This is a genomic window from Cryobacterium sp., from assembly GCF_026786305.1.
Classification (GTDB): Bacteria; Actinomycetota; Actinomycetes; order Actinomycetales; family Microbacteriaceae; genus Cryobacterium.
This window is the reverse complement of the sequence record NZ_JAJAYI010000023.1, coordinates 23,054-47,956: the sequence shown is the minus strand read 5'-3', so window position 1 is coordinate 47,956 and position 24,903 is coordinate 23,054. Positions and strand designations below refer to the sequence as shown.

Below are 24,903 nucleotides of genomic sequence, written 5' to 3'. Positions count from 1 at the left end.
CCGGCGCAATGGACGGGCAACGAACCCTCGGGGAACATCGAGTGAACAGGCCCCGAAGGTGCTGAGCCCCCCGAATGGGTGCCCTCAGACTGGAAGGCATGAGTCTTTTCAATCGACGTGATCTGATACGCACCGCCGGCGTGCTCGCATTCGCCGGGGTCACCACCACGACCGCGCGCAGCCAGCCGGCCGAGGCCGCCACACCACCGGGTGCAGCCGTCCCAGGCTTCCTGCACGGCGTCGCATCGGGGGACCCCCTGCCGAGCAGCGTGCTGCTGTGGACGCGAATCACCCCAACACCGGGCGCCGTGCCCGGGTCCGGGTTCGGTCCCGACGTCACCGTGAACTGGGAGGTGGCAGAAGATTCGGGCTTCCTCCGGATGGCGGACCGTGGATCCGTCCGAACGGGCCCGGCAAGGGACCACACGGTCAAGGTCGTGCCAGGTGGGCTACGGCCCGGCACCACGTACTGGTACCGCTTCATCGTGGCCGGCGCGACGTCTTCAACGGGCCGCACGCGCACCGCACCGGCCGCAGGAACAGCGGTCGATCGACTGCGCATGGGTGTGGTGTCGTGCGCCAACTGGCAGGCCGGGTATTTTTCGGCGTACCGCTATCTCGCGGACCGCGGCGATCTCGATGTCGTTCTGCACCTCGGCGACTACCTGTACGAGTACGGCCCCGGCGAGTATCAGGCCAGGGACGTCGTCGTGCGACCGCACGATCCGGCGGTCGAGATGACCACGCTCTCGCACTACCGGCGCCGCCACGCCCAGTACAAGACTGACCTTGACCTGCAGGCGCTGCACGCGGTGGTGCCGTTCGTGGTGACCTGGGACGATCATGAATTCGCCAACGACGCCTGGTCGGGTGGAGCGGAGAACCACACGGAAGGCCCCGAGGGCGTCTGGACGGACCGCAAGGCCTCGTCCCAGCGGGCGTATTCGGAGTGGATGCCGGTGCGATTCGAACCGGGCGGGCACATCTACCGACGCTTGGAGTTCGGCGCCCTGGCCAGCATCTCCATGCTGGACCTGCGCACCTACCGCAGTCAGCAGGCGTCGAGCATCGTGGACCCGGCGATCGGCAGCCCGGCGCGTACCCTGACCGGTGATGCGCAGATGACGTGGCTGCTCGACGGCTTCTCCTCGCAGCAGACGCAGTGGAAACTGATCGGCAATCCCGTCATGATCGCGCCGGTACGATTCCCCTCCACGCTCAGCGCGCAGGAAGTCGGCGCGGTGCAGCAGCTGCTCGGATCGACCACGATCGACGGCGTTCCCTACAACGTCGACCAGTGGGACGGCTACACGGCCGACCGGAGCCGGGTGATCAGCCACCTACGGGACAACGCGATCACGGATGCTGTCTTCCTCACCGGGGACATCCACTCCGGCTGGGCGTGCGATGTTCCCGCCGACCCGCTGACCTACCCGACGAATGGTGCATCCGTGGCCGCGGAACTGGTCTGCACGTCTGTCACCAGCGATAATCTGGACGACATCCTGGGGACGCAGCCCCGCACGGCGTCCGTTGCCGTCGAGGAAGCCTTCAAGGGGGCGAACCCGCACGTGAAGTACCTGGACTTCGACTCGCACGGATTCTCGGTCCTCGAGGTCACGCCGGGTGCCCTACGAATGGACTGGTACGTGCTCTCTGAACGCACCAGCCGTGCAGCGACCAGCACACTGTCCACGTCGTGGCAGGTTGCCGCGGGAACCCAGTCCGTGAGCCGCGTGCTGTGAGCGCCGGATCCCCGGTCTCTGACCGACGCCAGTTCCTGACCCTGTTCGCGGCCGGCGGTGCTTCCGTCGTGCTCTCCGTCGCTGCGGGAGACGCCGTTCCGGCGTCTGCGCAGACGACCGTCACGCCAAGCCAGACTGCGCGCACGCGGGTGTACGTACTCGTCGTGGACGGCTGCCGACCCGATGAGATCACTGCGGGACTGACCCCGAGGCTGGCGGCCCTGCGCGCCGGCGGAACCAACTTCCCCGGTGCCCGTTCCCTGCCGGTCATGGAGACCATTCCCAACCACGTGATGATGATGACCGGGGTCAGACCCGATCGCTCCGGGGTGCCGGCCAATGCGATCTACGACCGGGCGGCCGGCGTCGTGCGGGACCTGGACCGACCGAACGACCTGCGCTTCTCGACACTGCTGGACCGGCTCCGGGAGAAGGGCTTCACGACGGGCTCGGTGCTGAGCAAGAGATACCTCTTCGGTATTTTCGGTGAGCGCGCAACCTATCGCTGGGAGCCCTCCCCACTTCTCCCCGTCACGCAACACGCGCCCGACAGTGCCACGATGGACGCGCTGATCGCCATGGTCGACAAAGTGGACCCCGATTTCGTGTTCACGAACCTCGGCGATGTCGACAGGGTGGGACACGCCGATGTCACCGGCACGACGGTGCAGGCCGCCCGGACCGCCGCGCTGAAGGACACCGACAACCAGGTCGGCCGATTCGTGGACCATCTCGTCGCTGCCGGTGCGTGGGAGAGCAGCGTGCTCATCATCCTCGCCGATCATTCGATGGACTGGTCCATCCCCGCGAACGTCATCTCCGTGGATCAGATCCTCTCCGCACGTAAGGACCTGCGCGCGCAGGTCGCCATCGCCCAGAACGGCGGGGCCGACCTGCTCTACTGGACCGGGCCGCCAGCGGCCCGTGACGCCGGCGTGGCCGAGGTTCGCGCACTCGTTGCGGCGCACCCGGGAGTGTTGTCGATCGCGATCCCGGCCGACCTCCGGCTGGGTGTCGAAGCGGGTGATCTGGTGGCGTACTGCCGGGCCGGCTGGCGTTTCTCCGATCCGTACGTCGCATCCAATCCCATTCCGGGCAACCACGGCCACCCGGCGACCGAACCTATTCCGTTCTTCGTGGCCGGCGGCAGTCCGCGGGTGGTCACGGGGGTCTCCTCCCAATTCGCCCGCACACTTGATGTCGCGCCCACGGTGGGGGCATTGTTCGGGCTCACCGCCCCCGCTGGCGGCTACGACGGGACGGCGCGCACCGTAGCCTTCGCCGACGGAAACGCTCGCCCGTAGTTCTTGTCGTCCGGGCGTGACAGAGTGGGACCGGTTGAACTTTGACCGATTCCACTTTTACGGCGAGACACAGGAGCGACATGACGGTCACACAGCCGTCCCCGCGCGGCACGACCGCCCCGCGCTGCGCCCCGTCGACGGGGCGAACCGCGGCGCAGGTCGCCATGGTCGGTGTCGTCGTCTATGTGCTCGTCGATATCGTGCTGCAGTTTCTCCCGCCGCACTACAGCCCGATCAGCGAGGCGGAGAGCAACCTTGCCGTTGGTCCCTTCGGCTGGATCATGAACCTCAATTTCGTTGGTCGCATGATCACGTGCATCGCTGCGGTTGTTGCCCTGTCGACTCTCGGGGGCACCGGGGTTCTGCGTCGGATCGGTCTGGGGCTGTTTTTTATCGGAGGACTTTGCTCCGGGGTCCTTGCCTTCTTCCCCACCGATATTCACGAGGCGGGCGAACCGGGCCTGACGGCGGAATCCGTTGCCGGTAGGATTCACCTCACCGTGGCCACGATCGGGTTTCTGGCAGCACTCGCCGGCATCTGCGTGCTTACCGCGTGGTTGTCGAGAAGCCGGGTGTTGCCGCGGTCGCGCGTCGCGGCATCCGGTTTCACCGCCCTTGGCGTGGCCGGAATTCTTGTTCTCGGCCTGAGCGTCACTGTGCTTCCCGGGCTGTTGGGGCTCGCCGAGCGGGTGTGCCTGATCGGCATTCTCGGTTGGGTCTTCGGCGTCTGCCGCACGATTGCGGCCACCGGCACGCTGACGCAGTCTGCGCGATAGCCCGCAATAACGCCCCAGCAACGCAGGCGGGGCCGGACAACGTCTTCCGACTCAACCACAACATTCCCGCCCTGCTAAGCGAACTGCAAGCGAATGAAGCTGGCGACCGGTTCCGGCGTGAAATAGCAGACGTGGCCCGCGCCGTCGATCACGTCGTGCCGTTCGGGATCGGTCGACCCTGGCCGTCTCCGGATCCGGGTCAGCTCCTCGACGATCTCCTGGAAGGCGCGGTGCGACGTGCTGCCGCAGGCAAAGCGGATGTCGGCGTCCGAGCGTGCGAGCTGTGCGGTATCAACGGTTTCGACCGTGAGCGGCATGTCCCCGCGCACGAAGTTTTCGGCGAGCGCCGCGCCGCGCCGCGAGTACCACTCCATCCCCGCAGGGGCATCGAGCAGGCCGGCGAACACGGCGGCCATGGCGCCGGTCCAATCGCCGGGGTGGGAGGCGAGGTGCCGGTCGAGTGACTCCACGGAGCGAGCCGAGAGGGCGCGTCCGGACTCCGACTGTTCCAAGTAGCCGGGCTCGTACGCGATGACCCGGCGCACCAGCTCCGGGTGTCGCAGGGCCAGCTGCAGCGCCACGATTCCGCCGGCGCTGGCGCCGAAGACGTCGGTACCTTGCCGCGGGCGAACGAGTCCGAGCGTGCGGAGGAGTTCGGCGGCGTCGTCGGCGTGCTGCGCCGAGCCGCAGGGCCAGCCGTCCCGGCTGCTGCGAAGGGTGCCGCGCGCATCGTAGGTGACGACGGTGAACCCGGTCAGTCGCTCGGCGATGGACCGGAACATCTCGGCGTCGTCGCTGCACGCGCCGATGATCAGAATCGCCGGTCCAGTGCCGCGCAACTCCGCGTACAGCTGGCATCCGTTGACGGCGTGCCGGTTCGCGCTCGGTTGTTCACCCCCGGGCAGGGCGAAGGGATTGGTTTCGGGCTCACGATCCACCATGCGGGAATCATAGACCGCGCGGGCGAGGCCGGGACGTACGGTGGGGTGCCGACCGGATCCCCGGCCCAATCAGCCCCGACTATCCGGGAGCGGATGCGGCACCATGATCCTGGCTGCCTACGGCTACTGGCTGCGCGAAAAGGGCTTTTTGCGTAGCTGGGCGCTCCTGTGTGGTGTGCCAGAAGGTACACCCCACAAGAGGGTGCCCCGGAATGGGGGCACCTGTTGTGGCGCTCGTGAGCAATATTCAGTCGCGGCTAGTTTGTGCTCACTCGCTTGGCTACCCGAACCGGCCAGTGACAGATTGGAATAATCGTGAAAACCGTGACCCGAATCCGGGCTTTCATTAATAACATTCGCACCGACGAAGAGGGTGCCACGGCGGTGGAGTACGGTCTCATGGTTTCTCTCATCGCCGTCGTCGTCATCGGAACCGTCAGCGCAATCGGTGTCGCCCTGAACACCAAGTTCGGTTTGGTTCAGACCTCGCTCACCACCCCGTAACACGCACACCCGTCGCGTGGGCCATTGACCACACGTCCGTTGCCCTGCGCGTTTCCCAGGACTCTCGGTGCGTCGTTTCACGCTCGCTTGAGCGCTGCCTCATCGCTGTACCCGTTTGTGGAGCACAGGACACCCCACAGTCGACGCCCAGATTTGTCACGCTCGCCCTGGGACGGTTCATAGGTTTTGCGATCACCCGCGTCACCCCACAAGCACGGTCAATTCAGACCGGCTCCAGATAGAACGGAAAACGCGAAATGAAGTTCTACACCCAGATCCAAGCTCTCATCAACAGCATGCGCACCGACGAGGAGGGCGCCACCGCGGTGGAGTACGGCCTCATGGTCTCACTCATCGCTATTCTTGCCGCCCTGGCCATCGCCGGAGGATTCGGAGCGCTCGTCGGCATTCTGGTGACCGGGCGCAGGCTACAGGTCGTCACCGAGCTTGCGGGCGCGCCAGCGCTCCGCGAAGTCGCGGCGGGCAGGTCGGTTGTCGCTCGAAGCCGGGACCTGATTCCCCAGGGATACTTCGGCTGGCTTGAACGCCGCCGTGTGCTGGCCGGCCACCCGACGGATTGGGAGATTGACCGGATCCTGATCGTCAAACTCCTGATGGGAGTGGCCGGGGGGCTGCTGGCGGGGCTGTGGATCAGCGCGGACCCGGCACCGCTGCGCGTCGCGCTCGGCGCTCTTCTCGTCCTCCTGTGCTTTTTCACGCCCGACCTGCTCCTGCTCAGCCGCGGGCAGGAGCGGCAGCAGCTGATGCAGAACGCGCTGGCGGACACGCTGGATCAGATGACCATCGCCGTTGAGGCCGGCCTCGGTTTTGAGGCGGCCATGGCCAAGGCTGCCACGAACGGCAAAGGTCCGTTGGTCGAGGAGTTCATTCGCACCCTGCAGGATATGAGTATCGGTCGCACACGCAAGGCCGCCTCCCAGTTGCTCGCCGGTCGCACATCATCGACGGATCTGCGCCGGTTCACCGGGTCGGTCATTCAGGCTGATACCTACGGCATCGCGATCGCCAACGTGCTCCACGTGCAGGCCGGCGAGATGCGGCTGCGGCGTCGCCAGCGGGCCGAGGAACAAGCCATGAAGGTGCCGGTCAAGGTCATTTTTCCGCTGGTGTTCTGTATTCTGCCGGTCTTGTTCATTGTGCTGCTCACGCCGGCCGTGATCAGTATCGCCAAAGCTTTCTCCTGATTCTCAGGTGCGTCTGTGGAGGCCGTTATGGTGCACAAACGTGGACACTCGTGGCGGTTATCACGCGCGGGCACTGCCAAAAGTGCTCCCTCGCCGTAATCTAAGTACATGGTTGGCAAACGGGATGATGACGCGGTGAGCTGGGCGGGCGACGATGATCCAACGCTCGCGCCGGTCGAACTGCCCGAGGGGTGGACGACGCCGGGGCCCTCGTACACGCGGGACTCGGCTCGTTCCGCTGATACTGCTCGTATCGCCGGCTCTGCCGGTTCGGCTGACGCCGCGATTTCGGCGGCAGTGGATGACCCAGCCGACGAAAGGCCCGCGCAGAGCTCAGTGGCCCTGGTGGGCATGGGCATCCTCGGGGGAATGTACTTGCTCTATACGATTGGTTGGTTCATCGGGGTGGCCCGCATCGGCACCCCCGTCTCCGATCCGGTGAACGAATTCATGTTTTCACTCGGGGCCTGGCTCGCCGTCGCTGCGCCACTGGTCTGGTTCGGCGTGACCTTCTGGCTCACCACGAGCCGGCAACGAGCGCGCTTGCTCTGGCTGCTCGCCGGAGTCGTGCTGCTGGTCCCGCTGCCGTTAATCTTTGGAGCAGGAGTCGGCGTATGAGTGAAACCACCGAGCCCTCCCACGGAACCAACGGCGCAACCGACACCCATCGGCGCACGCCGCCGCGCTGGCTGCTGCTGACAATCGCCGGTTTTTTCGCCCTCTTCTACGCCTACGACGTGTGGGAGGCCATCGGCAACCTGGTCGGGCTCAACGGGCAGGCGCAGAGGCTCGGCACTCAGCTGAGCGCGCTCGGCTGGATCGTGCTCATTGGCGCAATCCTGATTCCGGTGGTCGTCTACGTGCTCGCGTATTGGCTCGGCCGCAGCCGCGCATTCGGTGTGCAGGCGCTCACCCTGCTCGTCGGCCTCTGCCTGGTTGCCGTGCTCTCCCTCGACATCATCGAGTTCTTCGGCCTTGGTCGCCTGATCGTCTGACACCGCGGACCCGCCGGATCAATTCCAGCGGGGTGATGTGCCGCTCAGAGGATGGCGAGGAGGATCAAAGCCATCAGGGCGAGCTGGGCGATTAGCCGGGGAACTAGTGGGATCGCGACACGTCCGAAGCGTTCGCGGTGACCGGCCGCGTAGGCGTTCGCGGGAAACACCGCGGCCAGAAAGATGATGAGGGCGACGCCGGCGGCGACCGTTGTCGGAGGATAGACCAGTCCGAGCCCGCCGGCTACTTCACACACACCGGTGAAGAGAACGAGGTTAATCGGGTTGGCCAGGCCCGCCGTGCGCATCCGTGGCGGAATCATTGCTGACATTGTGCGCTGCACCGAGGGCACGAAATGGATGATTCCGGCACCGATGAAGACAAGCGCGAGCACAAAGCGCAGCGCAAGTTGAAGTCCGTTGATTACGTCACTGCTCATGCGTCTATTCTGCAGCCAGTAGTCTGGCTGTGAGTGGCGCCCTCGGTCGCGGCACCAAACACGCCATCTAAGGATTTAATTTAGTGTCGAAGCCTGTTGTCCTGATTGCCGAAGAACTTTCACCTGCCACCGTCGACGCCCTTGGGCCCGACTTTGACATTCATCATGTAGATGGCACGGATCGCTTCGCGTTGTTCGCCGAACTTGCCACCGCACAGGCTGTTTTGGTGCGTTCCGCCACCAAGATGGATGCCGAAGCCATCGCGGCTGCGCCGCACCTCAAGGTCATCGCCCGCGCCGGCGTTGGGCTCGACAACGTCGACATCAAAGCCGCCACCGCGGCCGGCGTCATGGTCGTCAACGCACCCACCTCGAACATCATCTCGGCAGCCGAGCTGACCGTCGGCCACATTCTGAGCCTGGCCCGTCACATCCCGGCCGCCTCCGGCGCACTGGCCGACGGCCAATGGAAGCGCTCCAAGTACACCGGCGTTGAACTCTACGAAAAGACCATTGGCATCATCGGCCTCGGCCGCATCGGCGCGCTCATCACCGCCCGCATGCAGGCCTTCGGCACCAACGTCATCGCCTACGACCCGTACATCACTTCCGCTCGCGCCCAGCAGCTCGGTGTCACCCCGGTGACCCTCGACGAGCTGCTCGCCCAGTCAGACTTCGTCACCATCCACATGCCGAAGACGCCCGAGACCACCGGCATGATCGGTGAAGCCCAGCTCAAGCTCATGAAGCCGACCGCGTTCGTCGTCAACGTCGCCCGGGGTGGGCTCATTGACGAGGATGCCCTCCACGCGGCCCTCACGGCCGGCACGATCGCCGGTGCCGGGCTCGACGTCTTCGTGAGCGAACCGCCGACCGGCTCACCGCTGCTCGGCCTCGACAACATCCTCACGACGCCCCACCTCGGCGCATCGACCGATGAAGCCCAGGAGAAGGCGGGCGTCTCGGTTGCGAAGTCGGTGCGCCTCGCGCTCTCCGGCGAGCTCGTCCCGGACGCGGTCAACGTCGCCGGCGGAGTCATCGACCCCTACGTGCGCCCGGGCATCCCGCTGGTCGAGAAGCTCGGCCAGGTCTTCTCTGGCCTGGCCGCCCACAGCCCGCTCACGAGCGTCGATATCGAGGTTCGCGGCGAGCTCGTCGAATACGACGTCAGCGTGCTCAAGCTGGCTGCCCTCAAGGGCATCTTCACCAACGTGGTCAGCGAGACCGTGTCATACGTCAATGCTCCTTTGCTCGCCGAGCAACGCGGCATCAACGTGCGCATGATCACGGATGCCGAGTCGCCCGAGTACCGCAACGTGATCACCCTGCGCGGCGCTCTTGCTGACGGTTCGCAGGTATCGGTCTCTGGCACGCTCACGGGCACCAAGCAGATCGAGAAGATCGTCGAGATCAATGGCTACGACGTCGAGGTTCCGTTCGCTAAGAACCTCATCGTCATGCTGTACACCGACCGCCCCGGCATCGTCGCGGTCTACGGTCGCGAGTTCGGCGAGGCCAACATCAACATCGCGGGCATGCAGATCGCCCGCCACGTGGCCGGCGGCAAGGCGCTGAGCGTGCTGACGGTCGACACCGAGGTTCCGGCCGGGTTGCTCGCAGCGGTGCGCACCGCGATCTCCGCCGAGATCATGGTGGAGATCGACCTCACCGAGTAGGTGCGTGGGCCGTAGTTTTGTTGGTCGAGCTGGCCCGACCATTTCGCGACGGGTTTGTGGTCTCGACAGGCTCGACCGACGGGTGCTGGCTCGACCGACGGGTGCTGGCTCGACCGACGGGTGCTAGGGCAGCAGACGGGAGATCACGGCGATGAGGCGGTCCATGTCGGCGGCCTCGGGCGTGAGTGACTCCGGCCCGGCCAAGGACGAGTTCACGTAGAGACCATCGCTGATGAGCATGATCGTCTGGGCGACATCCCGGTCGTGCACGGTGTCTTCGATGACCGAGAGCCAGCGCCTGCGGATGTCGCCGAGAATCTGAATGGCCCGCGGATGCCGCCCCTGGGCGAGCCGGCTGCTCGCCACGTAGGCGCGGTCGAGAGGGCTGCCACCGTGCACTGAGGTGCGTATGAGATAGTCCACCGGGCCGGCTGGAGCCGAGCGAATATTCTCGGCATCCGTTGCCGCGAAAGCGTCGAGACGCTCAAGCTGGCCGTCGACCAGGGCGTCTTTCGATCCGAAATGGTAGAGCAGACCGCCCTTGGAGACCGAGGCGGCGGCAGCGACGGCATCGAGTGTCGCTGACCGCTCGCCGCCCTCGATCAGGAGCTCCTCGAACGCGTCGAGGAGACGATCCCGGGTTGAAGCGGGCCGGGCGGGCAGGGTCGCGGGCATGCAGTCATGGTAACGAACAACAGTCGGAGGCATTCGACAACTATACCGTCTAGACGGTATAGTTGGGACGTTCCCACTTTTGGTGCCCAGCCGGGTGTCCGGGAACTCAAAGAAAGCGACTGAGATCGTGTCTGCCCCCATTTCATTGCCCAGTGGCACCCGTATCGTCCGCGCCGGAGCGACGCCAGGCGCATCCGCCGCAGAGGCGCGGCACGACCGCCGCCGCTGGTGGGCGCTGGCCGTGCTCATGCTGCCGGTGCTGCTCGTATCGATAGATAACACCGTGCTGAACTTCGCGTTGCCGGCGATTTCGACCGCGACGAAACCGACCGGCGTGCAGCTGCTCTGGATGGTCGACATCTACCCGCTCGTCCTGGCCGGTCTGCTCGTGGCCATGGGCAGCTTCGGCGACCGCATCGGCCGCCGTCGCCTGCTGCTCATCGGATCGGCCGGGTTTGGTGCGGTCTCGGTTGCGGCGGCATTCTCGCCGACCATCGAATGGCTCATCGTCGCCCGCGCCGTGCTCGGTTTCTTCGGCGCCATGCTGATGCCCTCGACCCTGTCGCTGCTGCGTTCCACCTTCACCAATCGCGACCAGCGTCGGTTGGCGGTCGCCATCTGGGCGACCGGTTTCGCCGCCGGAAGCGCCCTCGGCCCGGTCGTCGGCGGAATCCTGCTTGAGCACTTCGCCTGGGGTTCGGTGTTTCTGCTTGCGGTGCCCCTGCTGCTGCCGCTGCTCGTGCTCGCGCCGCTGTTCGTGACTGAATCGCGTGACCCGCACCCCGGCCGCATCGACATCGTGAGCATTGTGCTCTCGCTCGCGACCATGCTTCCGATCGTCTATGGCATCAAATCGGTCGCCCAGTACGGGCCGACTGCCCTGGCCCTCGCCCCGATCGTTGTCGGTCTCGCCCTCGGTGTCTGGTTCGTGCGCCGCCAACTGCGCCTTCCTAACCCGATGCTGGACATGAGCCTGTTTCGCCTCGGCGCCTTCAGTGGCGCCGTGGTGATCAACCTGCTCAGCGTCACCGCCCTGGTCGGATGCCTGTTCTTCGTCTCGCAGCACCTGCAGCTCGTGCTCGGCCTGTCGCCCCTGGCGGCAGGACTCGTGCTCGTGCCCGGGCTCGCCGCGATGATCGTCGCGGGGCTCGTGATCGTGCCGATCGCTCGGCGGGTGCGGCCCTCGCGGGTGGTGCCGGTGGGGCTGTTCATTTCGGCCGCCGGCTTCGGGTTCATTGCCATCACCGGTGGTCGGATCGACGCGGCTGGTATCGCGATCGCATTCGTGCTGCTGGGCATCGGAATCGGCGCGGCAGAGACCATCTCGAACGAGCTGATCATCGCCAACGCTCCCGCTGACAAAGCGGGCGCGGCATCCGCTGTGTCAGAGACGGCCTACGAACTCGGGGCTGTGCTCGGTACCGCGGTACTCGGCACCATCCTCACCGCCTCGTACCGCAGCGCCGTCGCCCTGCCCGACACGCTGACCCGCGCCCAGGAGCACGCGGCGGGGGAGACACTGGGCGGCGCAGTGGCCGTCGCCGAGCAGCTGTCGGCCGGTGCCGCCCAGGCGCTGCTCCAGTCGGCGCGGCACGCCTTTGACAGCGGTGTCGGCCTGGCAGCCTGGATCGGGGTCGCCCTCGTGTTGAGCGCTGCACTCGTCGCCGTCATCTCCCTGCGCCGCGCCCGGTAGTCGGCGTATCCCCGGTGGCGGGTGTCAGGCGCCGGTGCCAGCTTCAGCCACCCGGCGCTGCTGCAACCAGGGAATGAGGCCGCCGGCCAACAGCATTTCGATCTGCCGTGTGGAGAGCCGCTGCCGTGCTGAGTATTCTTCGTTCCGGGTCTGATTGTGCACAGACATCTCGGTGCCGGCCAGAAGGGACTCCCGAATGCCGGTGATCACGAGCACGTCGCCCTGCTGAATGCGCTCTCGGTCGGCAGGGTCTACAAATTCAAGGGCGAGCACGCCGAAGTTAGCGAGGTTCTGCCAGTGAATCCGGGCGAATGAGACGGCCAGCACAGCACGCAAGCCCAAGAATCGTGGCGTGATGGCGGCGTGTTCGCGTGAGGAGCCCTGCCCATAATTGGCGCCCGCGACAATGACGTGGCCGGTGGCATCCCGGGTTTCCTCCGCCCGAGTCGGGTAGGTCGGGTCAACCTGGTCGAACGTGAATCGGGCGAGCTGGGGAATGTTGCTGCGATAGGGCAGAACGCGCGCGCCGGCCGGCAGAATCTCATCCGTTGAAATGTCATCGCCCACCTTGAGGATGACGGGGGCCGCGATGGTATCGGCCAGGGGCGTGAACATGGGCAGTGATGAGATGTTCTCGCCCTTGACCAGCTGTACCTGCATCGCCTCTGCGAGCGGCAACGGCGCTTCCAACATGCCCAGGTTGACACTGGACGTCGCCGGAAATTCGAGCGCTGGGTAGGTCAGACCGTACAATTCTTCGAGATCTCGGGGGTCAGTGATCGTACCCGTGAGCGCGGCGGCCGCGGCCGTCTCCGGTGAACACAGGTAGACCGAATCTTCCTTGGTGCCGGAGCGGCCGGGAAAGTTGCGTGGCATTGTGCGCAGGCTGATGCTCCCATTCGCGGGCGCCTGACCCATTCCGATACAGCCCATGCAACCCGACTGGTGCAGTCGCGCGCCAGCCCCGATCAAGTCCAGGGTGGATCCCATCAGGGTCAAATCCTGCAGAATCTGCCGCGAGCTGGGGTTGACGTCGAACGAGACCCCCGCGTGCGATTGGCGCCCCTTGACGATGGCGCCGACGATCGCGAAGTCGCGCAGCCCCGGGTTCGCCGACGAGCCGATGACAACCTGGGCCACCGGTCGACCGGCGACTTCGCTCACCGGCACGACGTTGCCGGGCGAACTGGGCAGCGCGATCAGCGGCACGATCGTGGACAGGTCGATTTCTTCATTGACGTCGTAGGTGGCGTCCGAGTCGGCCAGGAGTTCGACGAAGTCGCCAGCGCGCGCCTCGGCGGTCAGGAACGCGCGCACCTGCTCATCTGCGGGAAAGACCGTGGTCGTCGCACCGAGTTCAGCGCCCATATTGGCGATGACGTGCCGGTCCATCGCGGTGAGGTTCGCCAGGCCCGGACCGTAGTATTCGACGATGCGGTTCACGCCGCCTTTGACGCCATGACGGCGCAGCATCTCCAGAATGATATCTTTGGCACTCGTCCACGGTGGGAGCTGGCCGGTGAGGCGCACACCCCAGATTTCGGGCATCCGAATGTAGAGCGGTTCTCCGGCGATGGCGAGTGCGACTTCGATACCACCTACGCCAATGGCCAGCATGCCGAGTGACCCGGCCGCCGGGGTGTGGCTGTCGGAGCCGACCATGGTCTTGCCCGGAATGCCGAAGCGCTGCATGTGAGTCGGGTGTGAGACGCCGTTACCGGCCTTGGAAAACCACAGGCCGAAGCGTTGGCAGGCCGAGCGCAGAAAATCGTGGTCTTCGGCGTTCTTACTGTCGGACTGCAGCAAGTTGTGGTCAACGTACTGCACTGAGACTTCGGTGCGGGCACGATCCAGGCCGAGCGCCTCGAGCTCCAGCATGACGAGAGTTCCGGTGGCATCCTGGGTGAGAGTCTGATCGATGCGCAAGCCGATTTCGGCACCAGGTGTCATCTGGCCGCTGAGCAAATGTGAAGCAATTAATTTCTGGGCGACATTGTGTGACACTGGAGCCTCCTTGCTCGAACACCGTCGAGAAGTTCTCGATAGTGGCCTTCCTGCGAAGTGGTTCGCAGCAGTATCAAATCTAGGACAGCACGTGCGGAACCGCCAGCGCCAGGCAAAGTAAACGCGCGCGCTCCCGTGGTGGGGTTATTGTAATCAGTACGATGTTGTAGGTTGAAAAACCACCCCTCGCGTGAATGGAGCCCAGCCACCATGACGTACGTCATTGCTCTTCCCTGCGTTGATGTGAAGGATCGGGCCTGCATTGAAGAATGTCCGGTTGACTGTATTTACGAGGGCGAACGGATGCTGTACATCCACCCCGATGAGTGCATCGATTGCGGTGCCTGTGAACCCGTGTGCCCGGTTGAAGCGATTTATTACGAAGACGATCTGCCGGAGCGTTGGGCTGATTATTACCGGGCCAACGTGGAATTCTTCGAAGACATCGGATCCCCGGGAGGGGCCGCCAAAGTGGGAGTATTTGCGCAGGATCACGCCCTGATCGTCGCGCTTCCGCCACAGAATTGAGTACCGCAGGCTTCGTTTGAGCCGGGACCTCGTTATCGGATCTTGGCCACCGTGAACAGAATCGCCGAATCCTCAACCGCTTCAAGCGCGTGACGATCCTCCGGAACGATCAGCAGATCGCCCGTTGATCCGGTCCAGGACTTCTCACCGGAGGTCAGAATCACGCGGCCGTGGAGAACAAACAGGGTCGCCTCACCGGGGCACTCGTGCTCTTCCATCTTGGCACCGGCACGGAGCGCGATCACAGTCTGGCGAAGGGTACGCTCATTCCCCCCGTACACGGTCTTCGCGCTACGACCACTGCTCCCTTGCCGAGCATGATCCAACTCATGACGCACCAGGGCAGTCAGCGACGATTTCATCATCAGGCACCTCTCTTGCGTTCCGCTTTGCCGGCGGACGTGTGCCTCAGCATACTGTTGCGTTCATAAATTCGTCCACGAACGTGGCGATGATATCCTTGCCGACAGCACCACGCTGGTCGATTTGCGGGAGTACCTGCGGATGCGAGTTCTCGAGACGAAATAGGGGCCAGACGAAATGGTGGTGCACGTTGCAGCTAGTCGAACTCGTTGATGAGCACGGCCAACACCAGGGCAGCCTGGAAAAAATAGCCGCCCACACAGCCCCGGGCCGACTACACCGTGCCTTCTCCGTATTCTTGGTTGATGACTCCGGTCGGGTACTTCTCCAGAAGCGGGCAGCGAGTAAATACCACTGGCCCGGCGCGTGGTCAAACTCCTGCTGCGGGCATCCGCAGAGCGCTGAAACGGTCATCGACGAGGCCGTTGCCCGCGTCTATGACGAGCTGCGCATTCGTGTTCGGTCAGCCAAACAGCTGGGGCTGGTGAGCTATCGTTTCGAAGACTACAAGACCGGCCTTGTTGAGCACGAGTTCAACCATGTGATCGTTGGCTACTACTCGAGAACCGCGACGTGGAACCCGGAGGAAGTTTCCGATATTCATGCGGCGAGTCCGGAGGAGCTCGCACCCTGGCTCGAGGACAAAGACGTCACGGGCTGGTTCTGGGATGTCTACCACGTCTTCGCGGAAAATATTTCTCAAGAAAGCAACACAATCCGCTGACTACCCCGCCTGAAGGCGCGTCGCGGGCGGTTGGACCGGCGCGCGAATCTCGGTCAGGTACGTGGTGTACCCGGCCCCGCGCATTGACGCGGCAACGGCCGTGGTGCGGTCGGGGTCGGCAATGGCGATCATCGCGCCGCCACCTCCTCCGCCAGTGAGTTTTGCTCCGAGAGCACCGGACCGCCGGGCAATGTCGACCAGCGCTTCAAGGGATGGGCTCGACACCTGCAATGCGTTCAGCAAGCCTTGATTGATGTTCATGAGGTCGCCGAGCTCGGCAATATCACCACGCTGCAGGGCGCCAACGCCAGCCAGCGCCAAACTGTCGATCTGCTCGAAAATCGCGTCGTACCGCGCGGGGTTCTTCGCCCAGGCGCTGCGCACAATGCTGACGGTACCCGCGGTCAACGATCGCACTCCGGTCAGCCCTATGATGACAGGAATCGGATGCGGCGGTGAGACCACCGAGAACTCCGCCGCTCGAGCCCCGTTGGCCTTGCGGAACAGAATCGGTTGGCCAAAGGTCGCGACGGTGTTGTCGATGCCCGAGGGAGTGCCGTGCACGATCTGTTCGCATTCGAACGCGAGCGCACTTACCTCGGCCTCGGTCAGGGCAATATTGAAGCAGCGGGTCATGGCGCGAATGATACTGACGGCGAGGGCGGCGGATGCCCCCAGCCCACTGGCTCGGGGAAGGTTGGGGAACACCTCGACGCGCATACCGGTGTCGGTAATGCCCAGTCGCTCGGTGATCAGGGCAACAATGCGAACAGGAAGGGCGGAATCGGCCGATTCGGGAGAATCTGAGCCGGGAATGATCAGTTCAACTCCCGATGCCGCGCGGGTCACCTGGGCGCTGATCGACAGCCCGATCGGTGCGGCGATGGCGTGGTAGCCGTACACCACGGAGTGTTCACCAAACAAAATGATCTTGCCGAATCCGGCCGCCCCGGAACCCGAAGCTGCTTGGGTGGCGGCGGGGCGAGACGTGGCTCTGGCAACCGGCAGTGTCAGGGGTGCGCTGGGCTGCGCGATGGGCTGCGCGATGGGAGGCACGATGGGCGGTGCACTCGCAACCGGCGCCGGGCTCGCCGCGCCGCCGAGCGACTCACGGCCGAGCGATTCACGGCCGAGCGATTCACGGCCGAGCGATTCACGGCCGAGCGATTCACCGCCGAGCGATTCGAGAATGTGCCTCGCATTCCACACCTTGACTTCGCCACTGGCGACCAGCGCGTCGACGACGTCGTTGAACCTCACACCCTGGGCACCGGCGGCGACCGCCACGCTGCGGGCATGTAGGCGCATGTGCCCGGACTGAATACCGTCGGTCGACAACGCCTTGAGCGCAGCCAGGTTTTGGGCCAGGCCGACAGCAGCCATCACCTGCGCCAACTCCGCCGCCGAGTCGACCCCGAGAATTGTGTGTGCAATGCGGACCAGGTCGTTGGATTCCACCTGGCCACCGACAATGCCGACTTTGAGGGGGATTTCCAGTTCGCCCACGAGGTCGCCCCGCTCATGCTTTGACCAGGACGTCAGGGGAGCATAGTGTCCGCTACGCGCCGCATAAGCGTGCGCGGCAGCCTCGATCGCCCGCCAATCATTGCCGGTGGCGATGGCGACAGCGTCGATTCCATTCATGATGCCCTTGTTGTGAGTAGTGGCCCGGTAGACATCCATTGCGGCAAATTCGCTGGCCAGAATGATGCCATCTCGAACCCGCTCGGCCGAGAACCTGCCTGAACCGAGCCGTGCGAGGGGAATCACGGCGCGTGCGCGCACCATTGCCCGGTCGGTGAAATTTGAGAGGATGCGCAGAAACACATGCCCGCCCGTGATTTTTTCTATGAGTGGCGCGACCGCTTCGCACATCGTGTTGACCAGGTTGGCGCCCATGGCATCACGGCTGTCGACGATGAGATGTACCACGAGTAACTCGCCGTGCTCCGCTGTGGCGCCGCGCAGAAACACTTCGAGATCCGTGGCGCCGCCGCCGCGGCCGACCATATTCGGATGCTGATCGTTGGCCAGATTGAGAATCGCACTTTTATCCTGCAGCAGGCGGTCCCTGGCCGCCTCGGGGTCGATAACGTCGAGCACCTGCACCTGCCCCAGCAGCAAGGGGGTCTCGGCGACGCTGATGAACCCGCCGGAGCGCGAAATCAGGGCGGCGGCCGAACTGACGGCGGCAATGACCGAGGGCTCCTCGACCACCATGGGAACCAGATAATCCCGTTGGTTGATGTGAAAATTCAGACCAAGACCCATCGGCATTGAAAACACCCCGATGACGTTCTCGGTGAGTCGGTCGGCTGTTTCCACATCGAGGCGGTAGCTGTCCGTGGTCAGGGCGGCAAAGTCACCGTCTCCGATGATTCCGCGGTCGTGGAGAAGCTGCAGCCGTTCCGTCACGGTGAGCTGGTAGAACTTGGACAGGTGGGTGTTTTTCACAAGAAGTCCATTGTGCCGCGCATCGAGTCAATGTCGGCGTCCGTGTTTATCCCGGCGGCGCAGAAAGCGAGTGGCACGATGTGTGCCTGGGCGGCCAGGAGCGCTGCCGCCAGGTCACGCGCGGGAGCACCACGGCGCGCGAAGGCGAGCCCGACGTCCCCGCCGCCGGCCCCGGACGATTTGAACACGCCTCCGCTCTGTGCCGCCAGGGCATGCAACTCGCGGTGCCGGTCACTGATGATGCCGGCTCCGGCGTGTGCATCGAGAGTCTCCAACGCCTCGAAATACTCCGAGGTCAGGGTCAGAAACGTATCGGCCGAACCCAGCGCTGCTGTGGCCCGTTGGGCCAAAGCGGTCAGTCGGGCCAGATCGGCGCGGTAGCCGGCATCGTTGCGCTTCGCGTACTCGGATACGCGACCGACCAGCTCGGGCGTGCTGCTGCCGGTTCCCGTGACCACCACCATCATGGTGAGATCCTCCGGCCACGCGAGGGCGGCCAGTGAGGCGGCCTGGGTCACCGTGGCTCCCCGCGAATAGCTAATGAGGCCGCCGTTCACCGCGGCGGCCACGTCGGCACCGCTGCCGACACCATCCTGCGCCTGGCGGTGGGCCGCAACGGCCACCTCGAACAGGGCTCCTTTGTCGAAGTTCAGCGATCGAACGTGAGCCAGACCGGCGGTCAGCGCCACCGAGACAGCCGCGCTGGAGCCCAGACCCAGCTTGTAGCCGCCCAGCGAGAGTTCGCTGCTGTCGATGCTGATCGAGAGTGCACGAGGAGCAGCGGTTGACACGGCGGCGCCCGACTCGGCGACCGCTCGGCGCACCGCGTCGAAGAGTCGCAATTTCTCGCGGGTGGACCGATCGAGGGCAGGGGGCAGGGCCCCATCGGGCTGCAGGCTGAGGTTATGGATTCCGAGGCCGGGTGCGTCGAGAAGCCAGCGCTCGGAGTCTGATTCTTCAATTCGGACTCGAACGCGACGGTCAACCGCTGTGAGCAGTGCCGGTGCACCCTCCAGCACCGCATATTCGCCGAGCAGGAAGAGCTTTCCGGGAGCGGACGTGTGGATCATTCTTGCGCCCCCATGAGGTACGCGCCCGGCCCGAGGGCACTTGTGCGGGTCTCCTGCACACCGGGTGTCTCGGCCAACGCTCGCGCCACCAATGCTGCATCCGCGGGTGCGCACAGGGCTTTCACCTGGGGACCGGCATCGATCGTGAAGTACACCGCGATGCCCTGCTGACGCAACTCGTGCACCGTGTGCATCGCCGCGACCGTGCCGGCATTCCAGTAGATCAGGGGTGGGCGGCTGGTGAGCATCAGCGCATGCAGTTTTAGACAACTATATTCGGCCAGCTCGCCCAGTCGGGGAAAATCGAGTGTGGCGATGGCGGCTCGCATGTCGGCGAGGTCGTTCTTCGCTGTGTCGACCCAGGCCGGGTAGAACGGTGACGTTGCCCGGCTTCCGGCCATACCGAGCGTGGACGACACCGTCTTGGCCGTGTGGGAGGTAATGGCCACGACCACGCTCAACGGCCAGGGGTCCGTATCCAGAACGGGCTCGGCGAAAGCATCCATACCGTCGGGACGAGTGCCGGTGTGCATTTCGACGTAGCCGCCGTAGATGGATCGCGCGGCTGACCCCGACCCGCGGCGAGCAAGTATTGACAGCTCACGCGTGCTCGGCGTCAACCCTGCAGCCGCGCTCGCTGCCACTGCGAGGGCTGCGAATCCTGATGCCGACGAGGCCAGGCCGGCGCCTGTTGGAAAGTTATTGGTCGAAGTCACCCGGGCACGAAACGACAGGCCAGCCCGTTCCCGCACGAGATTGAGCACCCCGAGTACACGCTTCGACTGGGTCCGCTGGTCATTGAGCCAAAACTCGTCGTGACGGAGGCCGGGAACAAACGTCACCCGGGTATCGGTCGAGAGCGCATCGAGTGTGATCGAGATCGACCCAACGGCAGGAACGTTCAGCGCCTCGTCACGCTTGCCCCAATACTTGATGAGGGCGATATTGCTGTGGGCGCGAGCTGCGGCGCCGGTAGGACCGCCAACGGGTGTATCCACAGTTGTGCTCCGATCGGGTCCATCAGATTCTACCCGGCGCGAGGAGCGGCTCCCGCTGCTCGCCTTCGAACCTGCGGCTTGCTAAATTGATTTAGCGTATATTTTTCTTTCAACCGATTATCTAGACAACTCGAAACGGGCACTGTTGGCACCTGGAATTAGCGGAATGTCCCTGTATCTGCCGCCGTATCGCGTGCAGTTGGAGGACTGGTGTCGGTGGAATGACGAGCCGTGGAGCAAAGTTCGTGCCGTGGTGGGGCGTTCCTTCCGCATGCGCGGCCCGCAGCACAGCATCTACACGCTCGCCGCCAATGCGGTCTGGCGGTTGATGACCGACTACGACATCGATCCGGCCCAAGTGGGATTTCTGGCTCTCGGCACGGAATCATCCACCGACAACTCTGCCGGTGCTGTGATCATCAAGGGCATGATCAATGACGCCCTGCTCGCCAACGGCCAGAACGAGCTGGCTCGGGACTGCGAGGTTCCCGAGTTCAAGCAGGCCTGCCTCGGCGGCGTGTACGGGGTGAAGGCTGCGCTGCGCTATTTGGCGACGGATGGAGTCGGCCGGCAGGCCATTGTCGTGTGCGCCGATGTGGCCGAGTATGCGATTGGTTCCACCGGTGAGCCGACGCAGGGTGCAGGCGCGGTAGCCCTGCTCGTGAACGGCGACGGGGACCTGCTGGAGGTAGACCTCGCGGCGGTCGGCAGCGATTCGCAGTACCGCATAGCCGACTTCAGAAAACCCTTTGCCCGTTTTCGGCAGCCGCCACGCGACGATGGTCAGATGCAGGACCTCCCCGTTTTCAACGGTCGCTACTCCACGACCTGTTACATTGACGCCACCCATCATGCGATGGCCGCGATGCTGAGGAAACGCCCGGGCCGGAGTCTTGACTACTTCGACGAGGTGGACGCAGTGTTCATACACCGCCCGTATCACCGCATGCCAGCGACGGGGTGGGTCATGTCGTACCTGTTCGAGCTCGCGGCTGACGGTGCGGTCGGTCAGGCACAGCTGCGCGAGTACGCCGCGGATGCCGGCCTCGACGACGAAGCGGTGCTCGCCGAGCTGCGGGCCGACAACCCATTCGAGGCGCAAGCGGCCGGGGACGGCGATGCCTACCCATGGGCGCGAAAGCTGCGTGGGCACCTTCTGCACACCGAGGTCTGGGATCGCCTCATTGAGAGCAAGTTGTCGCTGGGTGCCGAGGCGATGAAGGACCTCGGCAATTTGTACACCGGCGCGCTGCCGGCCTGGCTGGCCGCCGGGCTCACCCAAGCCCAGCAGGGCGGCATCGACCTGGCCGGTCAGGAATGGCTCGCCCTCGGGTATGGCAGCGGAGATGCCGCCGAGGCGATCCCGATGCGTGTCGCCGCCGGATGGGAGCAGGCTGCCGCCAAGATCAATTTCGAGGCGTCACTGTACAGCCCTGTTGACCTCACCCAGGAGCACTACCTCGCCCTGCACGAGGGGCGGCCCAGCGACCTGCCGCCGCTCGTACCGCACGACGAATTCGTCATCGATCGGGTCGGCACGGCGGATGGCCCCGGATTCTACGACCTCGGCATCGAGTACTACAGGTTTGTGCGCTAGATCGACGGGCGGCGCTGCCCGGCCGGATGCAGAGGTTAGGTGACCCTGACTGGACAGTGCTCGTGAATTAGGTCACACTCGTGTTGTGTTAATAAATGAGAGTGACGCCACCTCTGCGACCGCCACCCGCGACCGGGTGCGTCTGACCCTCGCCCAGGACGGCCCGGTCACCGCCGCCGACCTCGCCGCCGGCCTCGGGCTGACGCCGGCCGCGGTGCGCCGCCACCTCGACGCGCTCACCGAGCAGAACGCGATCGAGGAATACGACCCGGCCCTCGGCGAAGCCAGTAACCGTGGCCGTGGTCGCCCCGCCCGCGCCTACGTTCTCACCGAAGCCGGGCATGCCGGCCTGGAACACCACTACGACGAGATGGCCGCCTCGGCCCTGCGCTTTCTCGCTCAGCACGCCGGCGCGGATGCCGTCGCCGCCTTCGCCCGCGAACGCGCTAACGGGCTCGTTGCCCGTTATTCCGCCCGCGTGGCTTCGGCTGACGATAACGCCGCAGCGCGCGCAGAAGCTCTCGCTGCGGCGCTGACCGCCGACGGCTTCGCCGCTTCTATTCGACCCGCCGACGACGGACTGCCGGTACCCAGCCAGTCTGCCCGTAGCCTGCCGGCAACGGGCCTGCCGGCAACGGGCCTGCCGGCAACGGCTGTGCCCACGCTCGGCATGCAACTGTGCCAGGGACACTGCCCGGTTCGGCACGTCGCCACCGAGTTCCCGGCGATTTGCGATGCCGAGACCGAGGCCTTCTCGCGGCTCCTCGGAGTACCCGTCGAACGCGTGACAACCATGGCCAACGGGGAACACCTGTGCCGCACCGTTGTGCCACTGGATGGGCCCGCCCCCTAGGCGTTCTCCCAATTCAACACCCGTGCACCGGGCGCCGGGTGATCTTCCGGCATGCGCCGGCGAAGTCGGCGAAGTCGGCGAAGCGCAGTCCCAGGTTTTTTTCAACACGTGACAAGGAGACAAAGATGAGTGCACCTACGACCACGGTAGGTATTTCCGATGAGGTTCGTGAGCTCGCCAACCAGGAGTACCAGTACGGATTCAGCACGGATCTCGAAACCGAAGTTGCCCCCCGGGGCTTGAGCGAAGACATCATCCGGCTGATCTCAGCCAAGAAGAACGAGCCGGAGTGGCTCCTCGACTGGCGGCTGAAGGCGTATCGGCACTGGACAACACTGACGCCTCCCACCTGGCAGCACGTCTCCTATGGGCCCGTTGATTATCAGGACATCATCTACTACGCCGATCCGCGGCCGAAGAAGACGGTAGCGAGTATGGACGAGGTCGACCCTGAACTGCGGGAGATGTTTGACAAACTCGGCATCTCGCTCGGCGAGCAGGAGCGGCTGAGCGGCGTCGCGGTGGACGCGATCGTTGATTCGGTGTCGGTCGCCACGACCTTCAAAGACAAACTGGCAGCGGTCGGCGTGATCTTCTGCTCCTTCTCCGAAGCTGTGCAGGAGCACCCGGAGCTGGTGCGACGCTACCTCGGCACGGTCGTTCCGTATAACGACAACTTCTTCGCCTGCCTGAACTCTGCGGTGTTCACCGACGGGTCGTTTTGCTACATTCCCAAGGGCGTGCACTGCCCGATGGAGCTCTCCACCTACTTTCGGATCAACGCCGTAGACACCGGGCAATTCGAGCGCACCCTGATCATCGCCGAGGACGCTGCGTATGTCAGCTATCTCGAGGGCTGTACGGCTCCGGTGCGGGACAAGAACCAGCTGCACGCCGCCGTCGTCGAACTCGTCGCTCTCGATGATGCGCAGATCAAGTATTCGACCGTTCAGAACTGGTACCCCGGCGACGCGGATGGCAATGGTGGTGTCTACAATTTCGTCACCAAGCGGGGTATGGCCTCCGGGAAGAACGCGAAGATCTCCTGGACCCAGGTCGAGACCGGTTCAGCGATCACCTGGAAGTATCCCGGCGTGGTTCTGAAGGGCGATAACTCGGTCGGTGAGTTCTACTCGGTGGCCTTGACCGCCAGGCGCCAGCAGGCCGATACCGGCAGCAAGATGGTGCACATCGGCAAGAACACGAAAAGCACCATTATCTCGAAGGCGATCTCGGCCGGTCACGGCCAGAACACCTACCGGGGCCTGGTAGACATTCGCCACTCGGCTGTCGGGGCTCGCAACTTCACCCAGTGCGACTCGCTGCTGATCGGTAAGGACAGCGGCGCGCACACCCTGCCCTATATCGACGTGAAGAACCAGACCGGGCAGGTCGAACACGAAGCCTCAACGTCGAAGATCGGCGAGGAACAACTCTTGTATTGCCGTCAGCGCGGCATTCCCGAGGAAGAAGCCGTCTCGATGATTGTGAACGGGTTCTGCCGTGAAGTATTCAAGATGCTGCCGATGGAATTCGCCGTCGAAGCCCAAAAATTATTGACCGTGAGTCTAGAAGGAAGTGTTGGCTAATGCTCCACATCAAGGAATTGCACGCCAGTATCGACAGCAAAGAAATTCTCCGTGGGGTGAATCTTGACCTGAAGCCGGGGGAGGTGCACGCAATCATGGGGCCCAACGGGTCGGGCAAGTCCACGCTGGCCAGTGTGCTGATCGGCCGCGACGGCTATGACGTCTCCGGCAGCGTTACCTACGAAGGACAGGACCTACTCGCGCTCTCACCCGAGGAACGAGCTGCGGCCGGCGTATTTCTGGCCTTCCAGCATCCGGTGGAAATTCCCGGTGTCGGCAACATGTACTTCATGCGCACTGCCCTGAACTCCCTGCGACGCCAGCGTGGCCAGGAAGAGCTCGACGCGGTGGACTTTCTCGCCCTGGCCCAGGAGCGCATGAAACTGGTCGAGATGGACCAGACCTTCATGAGCCGATCGGTGAATGAAGGATTCTCTGGCGGCGAGAAGAAGCGCAATGAGATTTTGCAAATGGCGATTCTGGAGCCCAAACTCGCCATTCTCGACGAGACCGACTCGGGCCTCGACATCGACGCGCTGCGCGTCGTGGCCAGCGGCGTGAATGCCCTGCGCAGTGAGGGCAGGACCATGCTGGTCATCACCCACCATCAGCGACTTCTCGACTACATCGTGCCGGACTTCGTGCACGTCATGGCCGCAGGTCAAATCGTGCATTCCGGCGACAAGGACCTCGCCCTCGAACTTGAAGCCAATGGGTATGCGGGCCTGACGCCCGGCTCCGCGCGGGTCGGGGCGACAGCATGACCGCG

23 protein-coding genes are annotated in these 24,903 nt (G+C 64.4%); 15 read left to right on the top strand and 8 right to left on the bottom strand.

Going from position 1 to position 24,903, the window contains the following annotated elements:
* Nucleotides 1–98 precede the first annotated feature (98 nt).
* From LH475_RS02400 to LH475_RS02390, 3 genes are all read left to right on the top strand, one after another.
* A complete protein-coding gene (locus LH475_RS02400) occupies nt 99–1,745 on the top strand; it encodes an alkaline phosphatase D family protein (RefSeq protein WP_196842537.1) in 1,647 nt (548 codons plus the stop codon).
* Entirely contained in the window at nt 1,742–3,049 is a 1,308-nt protein-coding gene (locus tag LH475_RS02395; RefSeq protein WP_297412776.1) for a nucleotide pyrophosphatase/phosphodiesterase family protein, read from the top strand. The genes LH475_RS02400 and LH475_RS02395 overlap by 4 nt, the downstream gene beginning before the upstream one ends.
* An 80-nt stretch (nt 3,050–3,129) precedes the next feature.
* Entirely contained in the window at nt 3,130–3,825 is a 696-nt protein-coding gene (locus LH475_RS02390) for a DUF998 domain-containing protein (RefSeq protein ID WP_196842539.1), read from the top strand.
* A 74-nt stretch (nt 3,826–3,899) separates the two neighbouring features.
* On the opposite strand, the gene LH475_RS02385 is transcribed toward LH475_RS02390, so the two are convergent.
* Nucleotides 3,900–4,766: an alpha/beta hydrolase gene (locus LH475_RS02385; protein WP_196842540.1), complete on the bottom strand. Its 867-nt coding sequence runs from the start codon at nt 4,764–4,766 to the stop codon at nt 3,900–3,902.
* Between the two features lie 315 nt (nt 4,767–5,081).
* On the opposite strand from LH475_RS02385, the gene LH475_RS02380 reads away from it, so the two are divergent.
* The 4 genes from LH475_RS02380 (at nt 5,082) to LH475_RS02365 (ending at nt 7,470) form a co-directional block, all read left to right on the top strand.
* Entirely contained in the window at nt 5,082–5,270 is a 189-nt protein-coding gene (locus tag LH475_RS02380) for a Flp family type IVb pilin (protein ID WP_297412775.1), read from the top strand.
* A gap of 257 nt (nt 5,271–5,527) precedes the next feature.
* A complete protein-coding gene (locus tag LH475_RS02375; protein ID WP_297412774.1) occupies nt 5,528–6,475 on the top strand; it encodes a type II secretion system F family protein in 948 nt (315 codons plus the stop codon).
* Nucleotides 6,476–6,583: 108 nt separating this feature from the next.
* Nucleotides 6,584–7,093 carry a hypothetical protein gene (locus LH475_RS02370; RefSeq protein WP_196842542.1) on the top strand — a complete coding sequence of 170 codons (510 nt, stop codon included), beginning with the start codon at nt 6,584–6,586 and terminating at the stop codon, nt 7,091–7,093.
* A complete protein-coding gene (locus LH475_RS02365) occupies nt 7,090–7,470 on the top strand; it encodes a hypothetical protein (RefSeq protein ID WP_196842543.1) in 381 nt (126 codons plus the stop codon). Before LH475_RS02370 ends, LH475_RS02365 begins: the two co-directional genes overlap by 4 nt.
* Nucleotides 7,471–7,514: 44 nt before the next feature.
* Here LH475_RS02365 and LH475_RS02360 read toward each other — a convergent pair whose 3' ends face one another.
* Entirely contained in the window at nt 7,515–7,910 is a 396-nt protein-coding gene (locus LH475_RS02360) for a DoxX family protein (protein ID WP_196842544.1), read from the bottom strand.
* Between the two features lie 83 nt (nt 7,911–7,993).
* Here LH475_RS02360 and serA point away from each other — a divergent pair, with 83 nt between their 5' ends.
* Entirely contained in the window at nt 7,994–9,586 is a 1,593-nt protein-coding gene (gene serA / locus LH475_RS02355) for a phosphoglycerate dehydrogenase (protein WP_297412773.1), read from the top strand.
* A 123-nt stretch (nt 9,587–9,709) separates the two neighbouring features.
* On the opposite strand, the gene LH475_RS02350 is transcribed toward serA, so the two are convergent.
* Nucleotides 9,710–10,261, bottom strand: coding sequence for a TetR/AcrR family transcriptional regulator (locus tag LH475_RS02350; protein ID WP_196842546.1), 552 nt, complete (start codon nt 10,259–10,261; stop codon nt 9,710–9,712).
* Nucleotides 10,262–10,424: 163 nt separating this feature from the next.
* Here LH475_RS02350 and LH475_RS02345 point away from each other — a divergent pair, with 163 nt between their 5' ends.
* Nucleotides 10,425–11,954, top strand: coding sequence for an MFS transporter (locus tag LH475_RS02345; protein ID WP_297412783.1), 1,530 nt, complete (start codon nt 10,425–10,427; stop codon nt 11,952–11,954).
* 24 nt (nt 11,955–11,978) lie between these two features.
* Here LH475_RS02345 and LH475_RS02340 read toward each other — a convergent pair whose 3' ends face one another.
* Nucleotides 11,979–13,958: an aconitate hydratase gene (locus tag LH475_RS02340; RefSeq protein WP_196842547.1), complete on the bottom strand. Its 1,980-nt coding sequence runs from the start codon at nt 13,956–13,958 to the stop codon at nt 11,979–11,981.
* A gap of 210 nt (nt 13,959–14,168) precedes the next feature.
* On the opposite strand from LH475_RS02340, the gene fdxA reads away from it, so the two are divergent.
* Nucleotides 14,169–14,486, top strand: coding sequence for a ferredoxin (gene fdxA / locus LH475_RS02335; protein WP_196842548.1), 318 nt, complete (start codon nt 14,169–14,171; stop codon nt 14,484–14,486).
* 32 nt (nt 14,487–14,518) lie between these two features.
* Here the strand turns inward: fdxA and LH475_RS02330 are convergent, their stop codons facing one another.
* The gene (locus LH475_RS02330; RefSeq protein WP_196842549.1) at nt 14,519–14,851 is read right to left on the bottom strand and encodes a cupin domain-containing protein; all 333 of its coding nucleotides are present in this window, start codon (nt 14,849–14,851) and stop codon (nt 14,519–14,521) included.
* A gap of 188 nt (nt 14,852–15,039) precedes the next feature.
* On the opposite strand from LH475_RS02330, the gene idi reads away from it, so the two are divergent.
* A complete protein-coding gene (gene idi / locus LH475_RS02325) occupies nt 15,040–15,573 on the top strand; it encodes an isopentenyl-diphosphate Delta-isomerase (protein WP_297412772.1) in 534 nt (177 codons plus the stop codon).
* Here the strand turns inward: idi and LH475_RS02320 are convergent, their stop codons facing one another.
* Genes LH475_RS02320 through mvaD form a run of 3 tightly spaced genes read right to left on the bottom strand, consistent with a single transcriptional unit; the run spans nt 15,574 to nt 20,095 of the window.
* Nucleotides 15,574–18,027 carry a hydroxymethylglutaryl-CoA reductase, degradative gene (locus tag LH475_RS02320; protein ID WP_297412771.1) on the bottom strand — a complete coding sequence of 818 codons (2,454 nt, stop codon included), beginning with the start codon at nt 18,025–18,027 and terminating at the stop codon, nt 15,574–15,576.
* The gene (locus LH475_RS02315; protein ID WP_297412770.1) at nt 18,024–19,097 is read right to left on the bottom strand and encodes a hypothetical protein; all 1,074 of its coding nucleotides are present in this window, start codon (nt 19,095–19,097) and stop codon (nt 18,024–18,026) included. The genes LH475_RS02320 and LH475_RS02315 overlap by 4 nt, the downstream gene beginning before the upstream one ends.
* Nucleotides 19,094–20,095 (bottom strand): diphosphomevalonate decarboxylase, encoded by a 1,002-nt coding sequence (gene mvaD, locus LH475_RS02310; RefSeq protein WP_297412769.1) that lies wholly within the window; start codon nt 20,093–20,095, stop codon nt 19,094–19,096. Before mvaD ends, LH475_RS02315 begins: the two co-directional genes overlap by 4 nt.
* 166 nt (nt 20,096–20,261) lie before the next feature.
* Between mvaD and LH475_RS02305 the strand changes: the two genes are divergently transcribed.
* The 4 genes from LH475_RS02305 to sufC all read left to right on the top strand — a co-directional run bounded on the left by LH475_RS02305 (nt 20,262) and on the right by sufC (nt 24,898).
* Complete coding sequence (locus LH475_RS02305; RefSeq protein ID WP_196842554.1) at nt 20,262–21,692, top strand: hydroxymethylglutaryl-CoA synthase family protein; 1,431 nt, start codon at nt 20,262–20,264, stop codon at nt 21,690–21,692.
* 85 nt (nt 21,693–21,777) lie between these two features.
* A complete protein-coding gene (locus tag LH475_RS02300; protein WP_297412768.1) occupies nt 21,778–22,545 on the top strand; it encodes a helix-turn-helix domain-containing protein in 768 nt (255 codons plus the stop codon).
* Nucleotides 22,546–22,670: 125 nt separating this feature from the next.
* Nucleotides 22,671–24,134: a Fe-S cluster assembly protein SufB gene (sufB, locus tag LH475_RS02295; RefSeq protein WP_196842555.1), complete on the top strand. Its 1,464-nt coding sequence runs from the start codon at nt 22,671–22,673 to the stop codon at nt 24,132–24,134.
* Complete coding sequence (gene sufC / locus LH475_RS02290) at nt 24,134–24,898, top strand: Fe-S cluster assembly ATPase SufC (protein ID WP_196842556.1); 765 nt, start codon at nt 24,134–24,136, stop codon at nt 24,896–24,898. The genes sufB and sufC overlap by 1 nt, the downstream gene beginning before the upstream one ends.
* The last annotated feature ends 5 nt before the right edge of the window (nt 24,899–24,903 follow it).

Coding starts and splice junctions, on each gene's coding strand:
- sufB (WP_196842555.1), top strand. CDS start 22,671: ATGAGTGCACCTACGACCACGGTAGGTATTTCCGATGAGGTTCGTGAG.
- sufC (WP_196842556.1), top strand. CDS start 24,134: ATGCTCCACATCAAGGAATTGCACGCCAGTATCGACAGCAAAGAAATT.
- LH475_RS02370 (WP_196842542.1), top strand. CDS start 6,584: ATGGTTGGCAAACGGGATGATGACGCGGTGAGCTGGGCGGGCGACGAT.
- LH475_RS02400 (WP_196842537.1), top strand. CDS start 99: ATGAGTCTTTTCAATCGACGTGATCTGATACGCACCGCCGGCGTGCTC.
- fdxA (WP_196842548.1), top strand. CDS start 14,169: ATGACGTACGTCATTGCTCTTCCCTGCGTTGATGTGAAGGATCGGGCC.
- LH475_RS02360 (WP_196842544.1), bottom strand. CDS start 7,910: ATGAGCAGTGACGTAATCAACGGACTTCAACTTGCGCTGCGCTTTGTG.
- LH475_RS02305 (WP_196842554.1), top strand. CDS start 20,262: ATGTCCCTGTATCTGCCGCCGTATCGCGTGCAGTTGGAGGACTGGTGT.
- LH475_RS02390 (WP_196842539.1), top strand. CDS start 3,130: ATGACGGTCACACAGCCGTCCCCGCGCGGCACGACCGCCCCGCGCTGC.
- LH475_RS02365 (WP_196842543.1), top strand. CDS start 7,090: ATGAGTGAAACCACCGAGCCCTCCCACGGAACCAACGGCGCAACCGAC.
- LH475_RS02385 (WP_196842540.1), bottom strand. CDS start 4,766: ATGGTGGATCGTGAGCCCGAAACCAATCCCTTCGCCCTGCCCGGGGGT.
- LH475_RS02315 (WP_297412770.1), bottom strand. CDS start 19,097: ATGATCCACACGTCCGCTCCCGGAAAGCTCTTCCTGCTCGGCGAATAT.
- LH475_RS02350 (WP_196842546.1), bottom strand. CDS start 10,261: ATGCCCGCGACCCTGCCCGCCCGGCCCGCTTCAACCCGGGATCGTCTC.
- LH475_RS02330 (WP_196842549.1), bottom strand. CDS start 14,851: ATGATGAAATCGTCGCTGACTGCCCTGGTGCGTCATGAGTTGGATCAT.
- LH475_RS02375 (WP_297412774.1), top strand. CDS start 5,528: ATGAAGTTCTACACCCAGATCCAAGCTCTCATCAACAGCATGCGCACC.